General features: G+C 57.3%; 13 protein-coding genes and 1 pseudogene. 10 read left to right on the forward strand and 4 right to left on the reverse strand.

The window, feature by feature from the left end:
• On the reverse strand, positions 1-816 hold an 816-nt coding region (locus MA07_RS05280), incomplete at its 3' end, for an IS5 family transposase (RefSeq protein ID WP_036349069.1).
• Between the two features lie 545 nt (positions 817-1,361).
• Between MA07_RS05280 and MA07_RS05285 the strand changes: the two are divergent.
• A pseudogene (locus MA07_RS05285) lies at positions 1,362-2,192 on the forward strand (IS481 family transposase); the annotation flags it as partial.
• A gap of 123 nt (positions 2,193-2,315) precedes the next feature.
• Positions 2,316-3,785 (forward strand): DDE-type integrase/transposase/recombinase, encoded by a 1,470-nt coding sequence (locus MA07_RS05290; protein ID WP_200879324.1) that lies wholly within the window; start codon positions 2,316-2,318, stop codon positions 3,783-3,785.
• 922 nt (positions 3,786-4,707) lie between these two features.
• Here the strand turns inward: MA07_RS05290 and MA07_RS05295 are convergent.
• From MA07_RS05295 to MA07_RS05300, 3 genes are all read right to left on the reverse strand, one after another.
• Complete coding sequence (locus tag MA07_RS05295; RefSeq protein WP_152568740.1) at positions 4,708-5,010, reverse strand: transposase; 303 nt, start codon at positions 5,008-5,010, stop codon at positions 4,708-4,710.
• A 51-nt stretch (positions 5,011-5,061) separates the two neighbouring features.
• Positions 5,062-6,582, reverse strand: coding sequence for a glucosyltransferase domain-containing protein (locus tag MA07_RS28660; protein ID WP_081928797.1), 1,521 nt, complete (start codon positions 6,580-6,582; stop codon positions 5,062-5,064).
• 68 nt (positions 6,583-6,650) lie between these two features.
• A complete protein-coding gene (locus MA07_RS05300; protein ID WP_036347841.1) occupies positions 6,651-7,559 on the reverse strand; it encodes a glycosyltransferase family 2 protein in 909 nt (302 codons plus the stop codon).
• Positions 7,560-8,035: 476 nt separating this feature from the next.
• On the opposite strand from MA07_RS05300, the gene MA07_RS05305 reads away from it, so the two are divergent.
• The 8 genes from MA07_RS05305 (at position 8,036) to MA07_RS27560 (ending at position 17,638) form a co-directional block, all read left to right on the forward strand.
• Positions 8,036-9,343, forward strand: coding sequence for a nucleotide sugar dehydrogenase (locus tag MA07_RS05305; RefSeq protein WP_036347843.1), 1,308 nt, complete (start codon positions 8,036-8,038; stop codon positions 9,341-9,343).
• 130 nt (positions 9,344-9,473) lie between these two features.
• The gene (locus MA07_RS05310) at positions 9,474-10,277 is read left to right on the forward strand and encodes an ABC transporter permease (RefSeq protein ID WP_152568741.1); all 804 of its coding nucleotides are present in this window, start codon (positions 9,474-9,476) and stop codon (positions 10,275-10,277) included.
• A gap of 9 nt (positions 10,278-10,286) precedes the next feature.
• Positions 10,287-11,051 (forward strand): ABC transporter ATP-binding protein, encoded by a 765-nt coding sequence (locus MA07_RS05315; RefSeq protein WP_036347845.1) that lies wholly within the window; start codon positions 10,287-10,289, stop codon positions 11,049-11,051.
• 138 nt (positions 11,052-11,189) lie between these two features.
• Positions 11,190-13,208 carry a glycosyltransferase domain-containing protein gene (locus MA07_RS05320; RefSeq protein ID WP_052002866.1) on the forward strand — a complete coding sequence of 673 codons (2,019 nt, stop codon included), beginning with the start codon at positions 11,190-11,192 and terminating at the stop codon, positions 13,206-13,208.
• 176 nt (positions 13,209-13,384) lie between these two features.
• The gene (rfbB, locus tag MA07_RS05325) at positions 13,385-14,446 is read left to right on the forward strand and encodes a dTDP-glucose 4,6-dehydratase (RefSeq protein WP_036347848.1); all 1,062 of its coding nucleotides are present in this window, start codon (positions 13,385-13,387) and stop codon (positions 14,444-14,446) included.
• An 83-nt stretch (positions 14,447-14,529) separates the two neighbouring features.
• On the forward strand, positions 14,530-15,087 hold the full coding sequence (gene rfbC / locus MA07_RS05330) for a dTDP-4-dehydrorhamnose 3,5-epimerase (protein ID WP_036347850.1): 558 nt from the start codon (positions 14,530-14,532) through the stop codon (positions 15,085-15,087).
• 45 nt (positions 15,088-15,132) lie between these two features.
• Positions 15,133-16,032 carry a glucose-1-phosphate thymidylyltransferase RfbA gene (rfbA, locus tag MA07_RS05335; RefSeq protein ID WP_036347852.1) on the forward strand — a complete coding sequence of 300 codons (900 nt, stop codon included), beginning with the start codon at positions 15,133-15,135 and terminating at the stop codon, positions 16,030-16,032.
• Positions 15,965-17,638, forward strand: a complete 1,674-nt coding sequence (locus MA07_RS27560) for a glycosyltransferase family A protein (RefSeq protein WP_081928798.1) — start codon at positions 15,965-15,967, stop codon at positions 17,636-17,638. The genes rfbA and MA07_RS27560 overlap by 68 nt, the downstream gene beginning before the upstream one ends.
• Positions 17,639-17,731: the final 93 nt, after the last annotated feature.

Genomic DNA, 17,731 nt, shown 5'->3' on the forward strand with positions numbered 1-17,731 from the left:
GAGGCTGTTATGGACTGCGCTGTAGTTGACGGCCTGTCGCAGCATAATACAGACCAGTGCAATCACATGCAGGTCTGCGAGGGTTTGAGGTAAACGCTCGTAATCGCGCACCAGACGGCGAAAGCGGGTGGCCCAGGCGAAGGTCCGTTCGACCACCCATCGGCGCGGCAACAACACAAAACCGCGCTTGGCCTCAGCCAGCTTGACCACCTCCAGCTCAATCCCATGCTCGCGGGCGGCAGCCGCGGCCCTCTCGCCCGTGTAGCCCTGATCGACATAGGCCAGATCCACACTCTCGCCGGTGGCGGCCTGCATGGCTTGCGCCAGTTGTCCCACCTCAGCCCGATCATCAGCGGTGGCGGGTGTGACGTGGGCCGCCAGCAGATGGCCGAGGGTGTCCACCGCCATGTGCAGCTTGGAGCCCTTCTTGCGCTTGGCGCCATCATAGCCCGCGCGGGCTCCGCTCTCCGGGCTGGAGCGCAGCGTACGGCTGTCGAGCACAGCGGCCGAGGGCTCCTCATCGCGCCCGGCCGCCAGGCGCAGCACCGCGCGAAGGTCGTGCGCCAACTCTTCGAAGCAGCCGGCGTTGAGCCAGCGCTGGGTCTGCTGGTAGACCTCAGCCCAGGGCGGCAGGTCGTTGGGCATCCAGCGCCAGGGCGCTCCCGTCTTGATGATGTAGCGAAGGCCGTTGAACACCTCACGCAAGGAGTGTTCACGCTGACCTGCCTCTTCAGGCAAAAGCGTCAGATAGGGCGCCACCAGCGCCCATTCTTCATCGGAGACATCGGAGGGGTAAGGCTTGCGAGGTGAGGTCATCTCACCCCAACGGCAATGACCTCAAGCCGGGTCCATAACAGTCTCTAGTCCGACTGGGAAGTTTGAGGAGATCGAATAAAAAATCCCCTCTAGAACGGAGATACCAGGCGGCCAGTATGCAGCTACGGTCTTGTAGCTTGTCTTCGCGGCCTTGGCATAACTCGCGTGGTCATTGAGTTGGTCACGTTGATGACGTCATCGATGGTTGAGAGTGGCGTCAAAGCTTTCTTAGCCCGACAGGAAAAAGAGAACTTCCTTGAGGTATGGGTGCAATCTTGGCTGTTGCCATGAAGAGAAAGCTCGGTCTGCATGCCTTTGGGCAGCGCCATCAACAGAAAAAAGACGAATAGCCCAAAGTAAAATAGAGCCGGTGTAGTGCTGCCAGTCTTGATGGTTGCTTGTGACGGGCGTGCCAAGCCCACTTGGATTGTCCCTAGCTGTTTGGTAGCGGAACGTTGTTGGGATCAGGTGCGTTGCGCGATTGAGGAGTATACTTGGCGTTTCGAGGGACTGCGACGCCGAGCTCCACGCCGCAGGAGGACGTGATGCTCTCCCTTCATCCGCAAGCCCGCACCACCCCAGCCGTCCGCCGGGAGATCGCCCGCTCGAAAGAGCCCACCGGCGTGCTGGCGCAGCGCTTCAGCGTCAGCACCGAGACCATCCGCAAATGGCGCAAGCGTGGGGCACAGGATTGCCAGGACTACAGCAGCCGGCCGCACAAGCTGTCCTGGAAAGCCACCGAGGAAGAGCGTGCCATCGTCTGCGCCCTGCGCCAGGCCACCGGCTTTCCGCTCGATGACCTTACCTTCGTGGTCACCCACTTCCTGCCGCATCTCAACCACGATGCGGTCTACCGCATCCTCAAAGCCGAGGGGCTGGGACGATTACCACCGGCCGAGCAGCGAAAGCGCGGGAGCGGCACCTTCAAGGACTATGACCTCGGCTTCGTGCACATGGACATCAAGTACCTGCCCAAGCTGCAGACCGACGACGGCGAGCGCCGCAAGCGCTTCCTGTATGTGGCCATCGATCGCTGCTCGCGCTGGGTGCATCTGGCGGTCAAGGACGACGAGCTGGCCACCAGCGCGGTCGCTTTCCTCAAAGAGGCGGTTCGCGCGTTCCCCTTCAAAATCACGCACGTGCTCACGGATCGGGGATCCTGCTTCACGGCGGATGGCTTCGAGGAGGCCTGCCGCCAGCTGAAGGTGCAGCATCGAAAAACCAAACCCTACACGCCGCAAACGAATGGTCTCGTGGAGCGCTTCAACGGGCGGGTGCAGCACGAGGTGCTGGGCATTACCATCTACCGCCACCGGGATCTGGGGACGCTGCTCAAGGGCTTCAACCAGGCCTACAACCGGAGACGCTGTCGCATTGCCTCAAGGAGAATGTTACCGAGCCTGTTCGTTGCCTCACCTAAAATGTTACCCGTGAAGGCGGCCCCCGCATGATGCCTTCACCAGGAGGGAGGCATCATGACAACGAAGATGACGCATGCCATGCGCATGGATTTCGCCAATGCGATCCGGGATCGCTATACGGCGGCCGCGAACAGGGACAAGCGCAGGATCCTGGAGGAGTTCGTCGCGGCAACAGGGTATCACGAAAAATCCGCGATCCGTGTCCTGAGCAGGCGCCCGGAGCCGAAGCGCCGGCAGACCCGTCGACGTCCATCGCTCTATGATGAGGCCGCTCGAGGGGCTTTGATTGTGCTTTGGGAGGCCTCCGATCGCGTCTGCGGCAAGCGCCTTAGGGCATTGCTGCCCATTCTCCTGCCGGCGCTGGAACGCAATGGACATTTGAAGCTCGAGGAGGAGCTCCGCTCCAAGGTCCTGTCGATGAGCGCCGCCACGATCGACCGCCTGCTCCAGATGCCGAGGCGCGCCACCCGCACGAAAAAGCCCGCACGGGCGGTGCCTGAGCCGCGGCGGCGCATCAAAATGCGCACCTTTGCTGACTGGAATGAGCCGCCCCCCGGCAGCATGGAAATGGATCTGGTCGCTCATTGTGGGGAGGTGAACCGTGGGAGCTACGTTCACAGCCTGGTGCTGACTGATATCGCAAGCGGGTGGACGGAGGCCGCACCCCTCGCGGTCCGAGACGCCACCCTTGTGGTCGAGACCCTCGATCGCATCCGCGCGGGCTTGCCCTTTGCCCTGAGAGCCCTGGACGTGGACAATGGCAGTGAGTTCGTCAACAACACGCTGATCGACTATTGCCTTGGTCACGGCATCGAACTCACTCGCTCACGGCCTTACCGGAAGAACGACCGGGCCTGGATCGAGCAGAAAAATGGCGCCGTTGTGCGCAAGCTCTTGGGCTATCGGCGCTTTGAAGGCTTGGCGGCCGCCAGGGCGATGACGCGTCTTTACGCGGCATCCAGGCTGTTTGTGAACTTCTTCCAGCCGTCGTTCAAGTTGGCTGCCAAGCAGCGCGACGGGGCGAAGGTGTCGAAACGCTATCATCCGCCGCAGACGCCCTGCGAGCGTCTCCTGCAGGCCGAGAGCACCCCGATGGCTGTCAGGAGCAAGCTGAGCGAGATCGCCGCCGAGCTCGATCCGCTGAAGCTTTTGGAGGAGATGCGAGCTGTACAGGCGTATCTGGCAGCGTTGGCTGACGGCGAAACACCGCCACCGGCGACATCCGAGCCGCCCAATCTGGCGGCGTTCGTGGCAAGCCTATCGAGCGCCTGGCACGCCGGCGAGATCCGTCCGACCTTCTCGATCGAAGCCAAACCGCGTTACCTGCGAAGCCTGCAAAAGGTCTCAGCACAGACCCCTATAGCAAGTCCGACCGCCGCGCTCGAGCTGGCGATCCCACCTACGGCCGCCATACAGCCAGCGATGACATCGGACAAGCCGAAGCCAGTCTACGCGGAACCTGGCCAAGCCCGTATCCAGGCGCTGCGCATGGTGTGGCCGATCGCGTGCCGTCGATTGGAAGAATTCCCCACTATCAGCGCCATGTAGCTCTTCGAAGAGTTGTGCATCCAGTTTCCAGGTCGATTGACGCGCAAGCAGTACAAAACGCTCTCGCGACGGGTCAGTCTCTGGCGCCAGGCGGCTCGCGCGCGCGGCGTTGTCATCGGGCCCAAAACGTATCGTCGGCTCAACGACAAACCGCGGGGTCGACGCCCCGATATCTTCAAGGACCATTGGGCGGAGATGGTCGTGTGCCTTGAAGAACGTCCAGATCAGACCGCCCTTGAACTTCTCGTCGAGTTCCAAGCCCGATACCCCGGACAATACAGCTTGCGACAGCTTTACACGCTGCAGAAGCGAGTCAGGGCTTGGCGACAACAAGCCGTGCACGGCTCATCGGCGAGGCCAGCAGCCCAGCGCTATATACCGCTCCAGATCCCTCATGCCGGGCGAGTGGGTAACATTCCGGATGAGGCAGCCGGTAGCAAAATGACGTGAGGCAACACGACTGACGCCAGCGCGTGCTCAAGGGGCGATCTCCTGAGCAGGTTGTGCAAAGCCGCCTGGCCGCCGAGCCGAAGCTGGCCAACCGGCGCTACAAGCCACCCGATTCAGACGCTTTGCCGCCAGCCCTCCAGGTCGTCGCTCACGCCAAGGAGGTCTCGCATCCAGACAGCTAGCGTCATAGTCGATTCGCCCCCGCTTCATGCAGCGTCTAAACGCATAGGGGTCAAGATGAACAACAGGCGAGTGCCTCAAAGGCTATGGGACGCGGAGCTCCAACATCCCATTTATCACTGAACCCACCTTATACCCGTTCACGAAATCTCCGACGCGATGAGGTACGAGTAAGCCGTGGGGGCGTGAGCCGGCCCTGCTCGTCGACGAGCTTGTTCCAGGTACGGCAGACGGCCTCAAGCACAGCCCCATAGTCGTCCAGCACACGGTGCGAGAGATAGCGCTTGCGCAACTACAGCGAGGCACGCTCTATCGGGTTCAGCTGGGGTGAGGCGGAAGGCAGCGGCAGCAGGGTTATGGTGGCGAGCACGTGCAAGGCCCGCTCATCGTGCCAGCCCGCTTGGTCCAGGATCAACACTGCGTGCACGCCTGGCGCAAGCTGCCGGGCAAAGTGTTCCAGAAACACCTCCATTGTGCCTGCATCCGCTCTCGGCAGAGCCAAAGCGAAAGTCTCATCCGTGCCGCGACGGCAGGCCGCGAACAGATACAGGCTCTTATAGCGCTGACCGACCACGCCTGGCGGATAGGTGATCATCAGTTTCTTTCGGCACGCAGGCCCCTCCGTTGCAAGCTTCCGTGAGGATTATTAGGATGATGGCCTGGTGAGGCATACAATTCCAAGTGCGTTGATTATTGTTGTGGACTCTATAGCTGGCCATAGCGGTGCGTTCGTGCAGTGGGTGCGTGCAACAGCCCACTCGGCAGCCGTTGGTTCGCTAAAGCGATAACCTGTCGACTGCTCAATTAGACCAACTTTAGCCCAAGCCACAGCCAGAGCGGATACATTCATATCGCCGGTCGTTGTAGAAAGGCCAGAGGACCTTCGCCACTTGCCCCCGATGATTGCGAGTGATGTAACCTGCGAGAATTGGGGCTGCTGTTCGATGCGCGCAATGATTCGATTAGCTTCTTGTGCATCCCACAAGTTTAAACGACGTTGGTCAAATAGGATGTGGTTTGAGACACCCACGTAGAAGATGCATAGAATACAAGTCGCAGTTGCTAGTGCTCCTCGAATCAATCTTGAAGAACCATGCCAAGCTAGAACCAAGAGGGCCGCGATAAAAACAGATACGGGTGATAGAACTCTCGGTACGAGCCAAATTATCGCTCCGGCAACAGATGCGCCCGAGGACCAAGCGAGCCCCACTACAACGAAAACCAAGCAAGCCATCGCACCGGCATAATTGCCCTTCTTTAGTGACCGCCAAGTTATAAGGGTCGAGCACGTTATAATCAGGGCAATGACAAGAAGGGAGCCGTTGCGAGGTATCAAACTTGGATCAGGCCAGAGAGTTAATTGCAGAGCTCGTCCAACAGCCTGAAGCTTCTCGTGGATTTTAACTAGCTGGGAGAAGTCAGTTCTTCCATCTAGGCTAATATCAAATATGTGCCTAAGGGCGAAAATGCTGACTAGATACAGTACCAAGCCGGCTGCCGTTGTGATAAGAGCCTGTCCCGACCTCGCTAGGTGCTCTCTCATTAAATTGCCTGTCCCTGTGGGGTATACTACACGCGCAACTAGCGCGGCGAGCCAAACAGTGCCTATATGCGCTATGGCGAGCTGATAAATACTAAGGGATAGCGCAATCAACGTTGCCCCGCCTGCTATTGCTATCCAATTTGAATGAGCGGTAAAAGCTAAAGCAATCCCTGCGGCTGCAAGAAAGATAGCAAATACAATATTGAAGGTTGCATCCGCGAAGTGAAAGAATTCTGTGTTGAAAGGGTGCAGGGTGAATACGGCTGTGAAAATGAATGCTTCACCCGGAGTTAGGTGTTCGAAAACCGACAGAGCAAACAACACACCTGCAATGGCAAACAAAATGACGGAAAGGATTAGGGATGCTGACGACACCTCGATTCCGTAGAACCCTAGGGCGTCGCGGAGCCACCATAGCGCTGCTAGACCAAATCTACCTTGGGACAATAAGAAGTCGTAACTGGCCCCTGGTCCCTTGTTGTATGCTGACTGGTACGTGTCAATAGAGTAGAGGGGAGTAAAAATTGCTTGTCCCCGGGCAATAAATCCCATTATTGTAACGACTATTATTGGAATAGAATATCTAGCGCCTAAAATTTTCAATGTGAATGCAAGTCTATTCATTGTCAGATTTCTTCTTACTAGGTCAAGTATCGTGCTGCTGTTCTATTGGTGGCTTGAGGAAGTCGTTGCTAACTAGGGCGCTTTATCTGTTTCAGTTCTCCCATATGGCCTCTGAAGCCATCTCTAATTCCGCGACAGATCAATTGCATCCTTGAGATTCTATTGTCGACTAAAGTCGTATAGGTAAAAAAGAACATTAAGCACCTACTTAGAAAGTAGAGCCGCCACGCTGCCGGGGTGTAGGGCTGGCGTGCGAGCCAAAGGGCGTTCCTCACCCAGTAATAGTTCCGAACTGGGATGTGGACTGCGATCTGCCTTGGTCCGAGCTTGACCGTTCCGCTGCCTATACGATGATCGACAGTTGCTGCTGGGGACAGGAAGCTCCCGTAACCGGCGGCACGGGCCCGAAAACACCACTCCACATCAACGAGGTCTATGAAGAGTTCCTCTTTGAAGCCGCCAATCTTGTCGAGAACAGCAAGGGGGATTAGGGACCCTGATGCGATTATGAAGTCGCTTCCCTGTGGCTGATTCTTGCTCTCAAGCGAGATCCGGGTAAGGCGAAGGCCGCTAGTTCGGCAGGCCTGGGTTTGCCTTTGGCTGTTGAGCTCGTAGTAGGCAGGACCAACGGCGGCTACTTTCCCGTGTTCCTTCTCTAACGTAGCTAGGTTGTCCGCCAGGATGGCAACAGCCCCGGGTGCCAGAACCGTGTCCTGGTCGAGCAGTAGGATATGTGAGAAACCAGTTGTCCGAGCCAGACTCAGGCCTTGGTTCTGGGCTGCAGCAATGCCGAGGTTTTGCTCATTGCTTAGGATGTGCGCTCCGGCTTTCGTTGCAAGAGCACGAACATCCTTCGCGTTGGCTGACCCATTGTCGACGACGACAAGTCCCTGAACCTGCTGCGCAACCGACTGCACGGCCTTGCTCAGCAGCGCAACATCTGGATTGTATGTCACCGCGACCGCTAGGATGCGCATTTAGGTTCTCCGGGATCGAACCGCTCTAGTAGAGCGAACCTGTGAGGCGGGCAAGTGAGGCGGGAAAGTGGGGTGGGCCAGGGGAGGGGGCTACGGGATCCGGACTTGCGGCCACTAGCCCTAGTTCCTGCCATTCTGAAGCTCTCTGTGCACTGCAGGTACGGTCGAAACTACTTACCGCACATGTTTTCCGGCCTTCCGTTCGCTAAAACTGCTCCAGGAGCACAAGGAATGCTGGGGATCTAAAGTCAAGCTTATGTTGCGGCGGCGTTGCCCTCCGGCTTGGTGAGGGTTGCTGGAGAGTACTTGAGGAGGTATAGCGGCGTCCGAGCAGCTCCGGTCAGGTTTTCCGCCGGACAACTGCCCTCCCTGTTCTGGCAGGCGCGACATTGTGGCGCTTCCCGGAGGCGTGCGGCCCCGTTCAGTGGCTTTATACAGGGGGTGCACTTTCAACGAGCTTGAGACCGAGATCTCCGATGAACAAAGATGCGCTGCTGAAGAAACTGAATGATAAGACGGCTGTTATCGGTATCGTTGGACTCGGCTACGTGGGGTTGCCGCTGTCCCTCCGCTATTCGGACATCGGCTACAAGGTGGTCGGTTTCGATATTGACCAAAGGAAGGTCGATGTTCTCAAGCAGGGCCAGACCTATATCGAGCACATTGCCGCAGACGGGATTGCCAAGGCGATCCAGAACGGCTTCGAGCCCACCGCCGATCTCTCCCGGGCCTGCGCAGTCGATGCCTTGATCCTATGCGTCCCGACGCCCCTGAACAAGTACCGTGAGCCGGACCTTAGCTTCGTCCTGAACACGGTCGAGGACCTGGTGCCGCACATGCGGGCTGGCCAGGTGATGTCGCTCGAGAGCACGACCTATCCCGGCACAACCGAGGAGGAGCTGCGGCCTCGCCTCGAGCAGGCGGGGTTCACGATTGGAGAGGACGTATTCCTCGTGTTCTCGCCCGAGCGCGAGGATCCGGGTAATGCCAGGTTCAGCACACACAATATTCCCAAGGTTTGCGGGGGCAGCACGCCGTCCTGCCTCGAGGTGGGTCTTGCTCTGTATGGCCAGGTGATCAACACGGTCGTTCCGGTGAGTTCTACCCAGGCGGCCGAGCTGACGAAACTGCTCGAGAACATCCACCGCGCTGTCAATATCGGTCTCGTCAACGAGATGAAGATTATCGCGGACCGGATGGGAATCGATATCCACGAGGTCATTCGGGCAGCCGCGACCAAACCGTTCGGCTTCGTTCCCTATTATCCCGGCCCAGGCTTGGGTGGGCACTGCATCCCGATCGACCCGTTCTACCTGACCTGGAAGGCTCGTGAGTACGGTCTGCACACGCGCTTTATCGAACTCGCTGGTGAGATCAACAGCACTATGCCGGAATGGGTCGTCGAGAAAATCGCCGATGCCCTCAACGAGCGCGAGAAGCCAATCCGCGGCAGCAAGATCCTTGTTCTCGGCATCGCCTACAAGAAGAACGTCGATGATATGCGGGAATCACCTTCCGTCGAGCTGATGACGCTGCTTCAGGACAAAGGGGCGCAGATTGCCTATAGCGATCCGCATGTGCCGAGCTTCCCAAAGATGCGGCGTTATTCCTTCGATCTCAAAAGTGTCGAGCTGAATCCTGAGACGCTTGCCAATTACGATCTGGTACTTCTCGCAACGGACCACGACAAGTTCGACTATGACATCATTGAAAAACACGCGAAGCTTATCGTCGATACGCGCGGACGATATCTAGGTATCCGCAGCAACGTGGTGAAGGCGTGAACGCGTAGATGTGAGGGCATCCGAGGCGAGAGAGCTACTGCGTCATCATTGGGCGTAGGCACAAATTTGGATATGTTTGGCATCTCGGGTTCAGCGCTCGAACGCCAGGAATGGGATCAAGGAAGAGAAGTTGAGAACCAACGGTTCGAATATGTTGGATGTCCTGCAAGAGGTTCGGGACGGCTGGCGCTGGCGTGAGTTGTGGATGACGCTAGGGTGGCGGGATGTGCAGACACGTCACCGTCGCTCGAGCATCGGCCCGTTCTGGAATACGCTGAGCCTGGCTTTCTTCGTGACCTGCATCGGCAGCCTGTATGGCGGGATCATGAGCCATCCGATGTCCGATTACATCCCGCATCTCGTCACAGGTTATATGGTATGGGTTTTTCTCAATGCTCTCGTGCTCGAAGGGAAAGACGCCTTTGTGGGTAATGCCACGGCGATCCGGGAGATCCCGGTTCCGAGGACCGTCTATATCTATAAGCTTCTCTGGAAGAATTTGATCATCCTCGGCTTCAACTCGTTTGTGTATGTTGCGGTCGTTATTCTCTACGGTGTGTCACCATTTCCTAGTGTCATCCTGCTCCTGCCTGCCTTGATGCTTGTGTTTCTCAACGGGATCTGGGTTGCACTGCTGCTTGGTCTCATCAACGTGCGGCACAGAGACTTGGGGCAGATGATCCCGAATGCCATGCGTCTCGCCTTTTTCGTGACCCCGATCCTCTGGTATCCGGACAGTGTCACTGGAATCCGCACGATCTTCGTGGATTTCAATCCATTCTATTATTTTATCGAACTCTTACGCGCACCACTGCTTGGGCACGCACCGACCACCTTGGTCTGGGCGGTGGCCATCGGGATCACAGCGATTGGTTGGGGTGTCACCGTCCCGATCTATGCCCATTGGCGTCGGCGCATTGCGTTCTGGGTTTGAGGTGGGGCAATGGCACTAATCAAGCTTGAAAACATAACGCTTGAATTTCCCGTACAAGCGTCGAAGTCCGACCGGCGGCAGTCGTCCAAGGAAAGCCACATCGGCGGGCAGTTGTCACAGGGGCAGTCGGGCCAAATGGTGGTTCGCGCCCTGGATCAATTGTCGCTCACGCTGGGGCCAGGGGATCGTTTGGCTCTGTTGGGACACAACGGTGCAGGCAAGTCAACGCTCCTGCGCGTCATGGCGAAGCTCTATCCGCCGACCCACGGGCGCGTCACCGTTCAAGGACGGGTGGCACCACTGCTGAATCTCGGCTTCGGTCTCGACATGGATTCCACCGGCTACGACAACATTTTCATTCGTGGTCTGTATCTGGGGATGAGCAAAGCTGACCTGAAGAAGAAGGCTGATGCCATTGCAGAATTCAGCGAACTCGGAGACTTTCTCGATCTTCCGATGCGTACCTATTCCTCTGGTATGCGAGCACGTTTGGCCTTTGCAATTTCCACACACGTTGAAACCGACATCCTGTTATTGGATGAGGTGGTTGCTACCGGCGATGCACGATTCCTGAAGAAGGCCAATGAGCAGCTAGAGAGCTTCGCTCGTGACTCCAAACTCCTGGTGCTTGCCTCCCATTCCAACAAGGTGCTGCGAGACCTCTGCAACAAGGCGGTTATTTTGGAGCACGGTCGAATCAAGGCATCTGGACCCATCGATGAGGTCATTGAAACATACGCTGCCTCCATGGGCGTAGATGCTAACGACGGGTGATCCTGTCATGCCGTCGAAAAGGCTCAAAGATAATGGGCATGGAACTGACGCGAGAAACAGCATGCTCGTCTCGGGTTCAGCATTCTCAAGCCGCTCTTGGCCTAGCTTGCGGGTTCTGAGCAGCAAGGTCTCGGTCACATGACTCAGGATGTTCCGCGTTCCACGTCCCAAACCGCTGATCCCGGCGTTTTACCGAATGCCGTCCCACTGCAGGAGCAAGTCCAGCAACAAAAGGTCGAGATCGCGGAACTCAAAGCCACGATCCGGGAACTGCGTTCGGAGATCAACGGGCTACGGGGTTCCCTGTCCTGGGCAGTGACGCGTCCCTTGCGCCTGCTGGCCAGGCGACTTCCCGGCGTGGCCGCCGGGGTGCAGCGCAGTTTGGATCGAACCAAGGACATTGTAGCGACAAGATTGCCGAGGCGGGCCGCCCAGGCCTTCTTCGACAATCGATGGGATGCAAAGGACGATATCGCGCGGCTGATTTCTGCCCACCGTTCCTCTGCACCGGAGGACCGGAGAATCGTCTTTTACACGGCCATCTTCGGCGAATACGACAACCTACTTCTTCCGGATCGCATCGATCCTGATGTCGAGTACGTTTGTTTCACGGATCGCCCGCGTAACGACTACGGCGTGTGGCAGATGCGATCCTCGCCATACTATCACGCTGATCCAACGAGGATTGCCCGATGGGTCAAGACGCATCCGCACGAGCTTTTCCCGACCCACCAGGCTGCCGTATGGCTGGACGCCAACATTATCTTCAAAGGCGATGTACATCACTATATCGAGATGGTCAGGCAGCAGGGCGCCCAGCTTGGTCTGATATCGCACCCGCATCGCACATGCTTCTATGAGGAGGCCGAAGCCTGCAAGCGGCTTAAGAAGGATGCTGCGAAGCTCATCGATTTACAGATTGAGCACTACAGGAGCGCTGGTCTCCCCTTGAACCAACCGCTATTCGAAACCGGTTTCATGGTCGTTCTCCTCAAAAGTCAGGAGACCGCCGATGCCCTTCATGCCTGGTGGCAGCAGATCGAAAGCTTCAGCCGCAGAGATCAGCTTGCCTTGGCATGGGTCAACTACAGCCATCCAGCTCTCCAGATCGTTCCGCTTCTGCCGCAGGGTGCGTCCGTCAGAGACCACGAGGACTTCTCCTATTTTCGCCACAGCTTCGCGCGGGCTTTGAAGGTACCAGACATTCTCGTAAAACTCGGCCATGTTGCTACCCCTTCAGCGGGATTGAGCTTCGCCGAGGTCAAGAGGAAGCGGCTGGAGCCTCTAGTCGACATTCCCATCGACATAATCGTCTGCGTTCACAACGCTCTCGACGATGTCCGGCTTTGCCTGGAGGCAGCATGGGCGAGCCTGTTGCCAAGTCACAGGATCATTGTCGTCAATGACCGTTCCGACGAGGCGACGACCTCGTATCTGCGAGAATTTTCAGCGACCCGGGACCGGGTCGTCCTGCTCGAAAACGAGCACAATCTGGGGTACACGCGTTCGGCAAATCGTGGCCTAGCCGCTGCGGGAGCCGGGTTTCGCATCCTTCTCAACAGCGACACGATCGTAAGCCCGAACTGGGCCCTGAAACTGCTCGATGCAGCCAACCAGAGCGACAGGATCGGCATTGTCGGCCCGCTCTCGAATGCAGCGGGAGCGCAATCCATTCCTCGGATCAAGGATAAGCGCAACAACACGACCATCAATCCGCTACCGCGTGGCCTGAAACACTCCGACCTCGACCTTGCCTGTGAGACCTGGAGCAAGGCGGATCTCATGCCTCGGATTCCGCTGGTTCACGGCTTTTGCTTCGGCATCAAGAAGGACGTCATTGAGAGCATCGGGTTCTTCGATGAAGTGAATTTCAAGCTCTTTTATGGCGAGGAGAACGACTACTGCTTCCGGGCTCGCGCTGCGGGCTTCGAACTCGCTGTCGCAACTAACACCTTCGTCTTTCACCGCAAGTCGAGGAGCATCGACGAGGAAAAGCGGGTCGTTCACATGGCGGAAGCTTGGAAGCGCCTGCGGGAGCTCTACGGCGCTGACAAGATCCTCGCCGCTTACCGTCAGGTGGAGGAGCACCCCCTGTTGGAGCGGATCCGCAAGGAAGCGGCGATCTATTTCCGGTCAGTGCGGCGGATGAGCGAGTAGTCATTTTTTTCTACCTATAGTTGAGATGGAGCCTCAGTTGTGGCTTTTCGCGCCCCATGCAGAGGAGACGCCAGAGGCCGTGGACGATATTTCTTTGATAGGTTAGAACCCTCGCCTCAAAGAGCGGGCTTGCTCGGCAGTGCCGACAGTAACTGGTGATGGAGAGAGCACAGGTCATGGCAAAGCGATATCTGGTCACCGGGGGCGCTGGGTTTATTGGATCGGCGGTCGTGCGCAAGCTTGTCGCCAGCACGCCGCATGAGGTTCTCGTCGTCGATAAACTCACCTATGCTGGAAATCTCGACTCCCTCCGATCTGTCGCAGGCAGCGACCGGTACCGCTTCATGCGCGCCGATATCGTCGATGCCGAGCGGATGAAGACCGTGATCAATGAGTATCAGCCGGACGTGATCATGCATCTCGCCGCCGAAAGCCATGTTGACCGCTCGATCGACGGTCCTGGAGAGTTCGTGCAGACGAACGTCGTCGGCACTTTCACACTGCTCCAGGCGGCGCTGGCTTACTGGAGTAGGCTTGATGCCGCGCGGCGCGACAAATTCCGCTTCCATCACATCTCGACGGACGAAGTTTTCGGATCCCTTGGTCAGGAAGGATTCTTCCATGAGGAGTACCCGTATCAACCCAATTCGCCTTACTCAGCGTCGAAGGCCGCGTCGGACCATTTCGTGCGCGCCTGGCACCACACCTACGGCCTGCCGACGCTGATCACCAACTGCTCTAACAACTACGGACCTTACCATTTCCCTGAGAAGCTCATCCCTCTCATGATCCTGAATGCGCTTGAGGGAAAGCCTCTGCCCGTTTACGGAAAGGGCGAGAATGTGCGCGACTGGCTCTACGTGGAGGACCACGCGGACGCGCTGATCCTCGTGGCCAGTAAGGGCAGGGTGGGCGAGAACTACAACATAGGCGGATGGAACGAGCGCACGAATATCGACGTCGTGCGCTCTATCTGTCAGCTCGTCGACGAGATGGCGCCGAGCAACGCGATCGGGCCACGAGAAAAGCTGATTTCCTACGTGACCGATCGGCCCGGCCACGATCTGCGCTATGCCATCGACGCCAGTAAGATCGAGCGCGAGTTAGAATGGCGTCCGTCCGAAACATTCGAGACCGGGCTCCGGAAGACCGTCTCCTGGTATCTCGACAATCAAGGTTGGTGGGAGCGCGTTCGCTCGGGGGTCTATCAGGGCGAGCGGCTCGGAGTGGCGGTCTAACTCGCAGATATGGGCTGACCCGGTTATTGCGACTGACAGCATTCAAGTATGTTGAAGCAGCCAAACCAGAATGAGGATGGGCCGTGCTGAGTGTGGAGCCAACGAAAATCCCTGATGCGAAGGTGATCACGCCAAGGCGCCTGAGCGATAGCCGAGGATATTTTTCGGAAGTTTTTCACAAGCAGCGTTTTGCCGAGGCGGGCATTGCGGCCGATTTCGTTCAGGACAATTGTTCTCTTTCCGCGTCAGCAGGCACTGTGCGGGGCCTGCACTTTCAAGCCGATCCATTTGCTCAGGCCAAGCTGATCCGCGTCGTGCGGGGCTCTATTCTTGATGTTGTCGTTGATATGCGTCGGTCCTCTCCGACCTATGGAAAGCACGTTGCTGTTGAGCTTTCAGCGGAGAATGGTCGACAGATGTTCGTGCCGATAGGCTTCGCTCACGGCTTCTGTACACTCGAGCCTAGTACAGAGGTCCATTATAAAGTTTCGTCATACTACTCTGCGGCTCACGATCATGGATTGCTCTGGGATGATCCTGCTCTCGAGATTGAGTGGCCAGTCGAGCCTTCCCGAGCCATTCTTTCCGATAAAGACCGCCGCCAGCCAAAGCTTGCAGAACTTCCGGTTTACTTCCCGTAGCTTAGGCTCGCCCCGGTGACGTTAGAGATATCAAGGAGTATAGCGATGAAGGGCATCATCTTGGCTGGGGGTAGCGGAACGCGCCTGCATCCTATGACGTACGTTACGTCAAAGCAGCTGCTGCCGATCTACGACAAGCCAATGATCTACTATCCGCTGACCACCCTCATGCTGGCGGGAGTGCGCGATATTCTCATCATTTCCACGCCGGATGACCTGCCGCGGTTTCAGCAGCTTTTGGGTACCGGGGAGCAATGGGGCATTCGCTTGTCCTATGCGGAGCAACCGAAACCCGAAGGGCTTGCTCAAGCCTATGTTATCGGTGCTGACTTCGTCGCAGGCGGGCCGTCCGTGCTGATCCTCGGAGACAATGTCTATTACGGCCACGGATTGACTGATCTTCTGCGTTACGCAGCACACCGAACTTCCGGCGCGTCCGTCTTCGCATACCATGTCACCGATCCCGAGCGGTATGGTGTTGTTGAGTTCGACAGCGATGGCAAAGCGGTTTCGATCGAAGAGAAGCCGAAGGTACCCCGCTCTAACTGGGCTGTAACTGGACTATACTTTTATGATCACCAAGTAGTCGACATCGCCGCAGGTCTGAGGCCATCCGCCCGCGGAGAACTTGAGATCACCGACGTGAATCGCGCCTATCTTGAGCGCGGAGAACTCCAAGTTGAACTCATGGGGCGCGGCTATGCATGGCTGGATACTGGGACGCCGGATAGCCTAGTAGAGGCGGCAGAGTTCGTACGTGCTTTGGAGAAGCGGCAAGGTTTTCGGATCGCCTGCCCAGAGGAGATAGCCTTCAACACCGGTTGGATTGATCGTGATCAGTTGGTCGCGCTTGGCACCAAGCTCGCCAGGAGTTCTTATGGACAATATCTCCTGCGGATCGCACGCGGTTCTGATGGACTCGCCTCGACGTCGAGTGGAGGCTGACAACCAGATTGGTCCCATGACAGTAGGTCGCGTCGTGCTGATGAGACACCTTTTACACCGAGCGCGCTCTCATTTGAGGACCATTGGTTTTGTTCAAAAGGCTGTTGCGCGGGTAAGGACGCTCGGCTTTGACCGGCAGCGCATCGCGCTGGAACGGTCCAGAAAGCTCGTCGAACTTGGCAACTGCAACGCGGCAGCGGCAGTTCTTGAGGGGATCGAGACTAAGACGAGGCGTGCGTGGAAGGTTCTGCTCACCTGCTACTCTACGGTTCACCGGTTTGAGGATGTCGTCTCGGCATACAATACGATGCCGGCAGATCTAAAGGACGACTATCTCTGCCGCTATTTCTATCTCGCGGCCGCTGCGAACCTAGGGCAATTCGCCACTGTGGGCGGGATCATCGAGGACGTCCTGAAGGAGCCAAGCCATCCGTCCGGAGCCGAGTTCCTAAGCCGAGTTCGCCCCTTCGTTGAGAAATTGGATCCTAATCTTCACCAAGCTGTGGTCAGGCGCATCATCGCGTACTCATCCCAGCTTGCCGTCGATCAATTCGATACGACCTTGAAATGTGCGCATGACCTTCGAGAGAGAGGCCAGCTCACGGAAGCGCTCGAGCTTGCGCGAGCGTTGAGGCGTGAGACCCGAGGTGCAAGGAATGCGACGAAGCTTGCCATCTTCGACGCGCAGGTCCAATTTTGGGAAGGTCGCTTTGATCTGCAGGCAGCGATTGTAAACGACGTGCTCGCCAAGCAGAAGCTCGATCCCATTGCTCTTAAGGACTCGAGCGTACCTTTAATTTGCGACAACTTAAGAACGTCGACGCCAGTCCGCTCACCTGTACGCGGCCCTCTGGTGTCAGTCTTAATGCCGGCTTACAACAGTGCTGGAACGATTGCCTATGCTTTAGAATCGCTGCGCAGCCAAACCTATCATGATCTGGAGATCATTGTCGTTGATGACGCCAGTCAGGACGAGACGGTCCAAGTGATTGCTCGCGCCTGTGCCGTTGATCCGCGCATTCGTTTTATTCCACTCAGTCAAAACTCCGGTCCATTCGTCGCAAGAAACTCAGCTCTTGCGGCTGCGACAGGAGAGTTTGTTACGAACCAGGATGCAGATGATTGGGCGCATCCACAGAAGATCGCCACAGCGATCGCCGAGTTGCAGCGCGACCCATCAATCATTGCGACATGGGTCGAGCATATTCGGTGCTCGCGCGAGCGCGGCTTTAGAGCGCTCAATGGCTATATCCGACCAGACGCATCCTCACTAATGTTCCGCCGGAGACCCGTAGTCGAGACCATCGGCTGGTACGATTCTGTTCGAGCCGCTGGTGATGGAGAGTTCCATCTACGGATGGAGCGGTACTATGGACGCCGTAGCATCCGACAACTCAACAAACTTCTTTCGTTCGTGAACTGGTCCGAGACGACCCTTTCGGGTGGAGGAGTCTTTCGAATTGACAGTGATGTGAATTCTTACAGCCCTGCGCGCAGCAGCTACCGTCGGTCGTTCAGTGTCTGGCATGAGACGGCAGATCATCTGTATATGTCGTTTCCACTTGCGGAACGTCCTTTTCCGATACCTGATAGCCTTCTCCCCTGACCGGGGTCGCACCTCACGAGCGGAAGAGCTTCATCTGGTTCAAAGGAGGGCGTTCAATTGGCACAGTTGTGGATGGCCGCAAGATCGATGTTC

The sequence above is a fragment of the Microvirga sp. BSC39 genome, from assembly GCF_000739015.1.
In the GTDB taxonomy this organism is placed as follows: domain Bacteria; phylum Pseudomonadota; class Alphaproteobacteria; order Rhizobiales; family Beijerinckiaceae; genus Microvirga.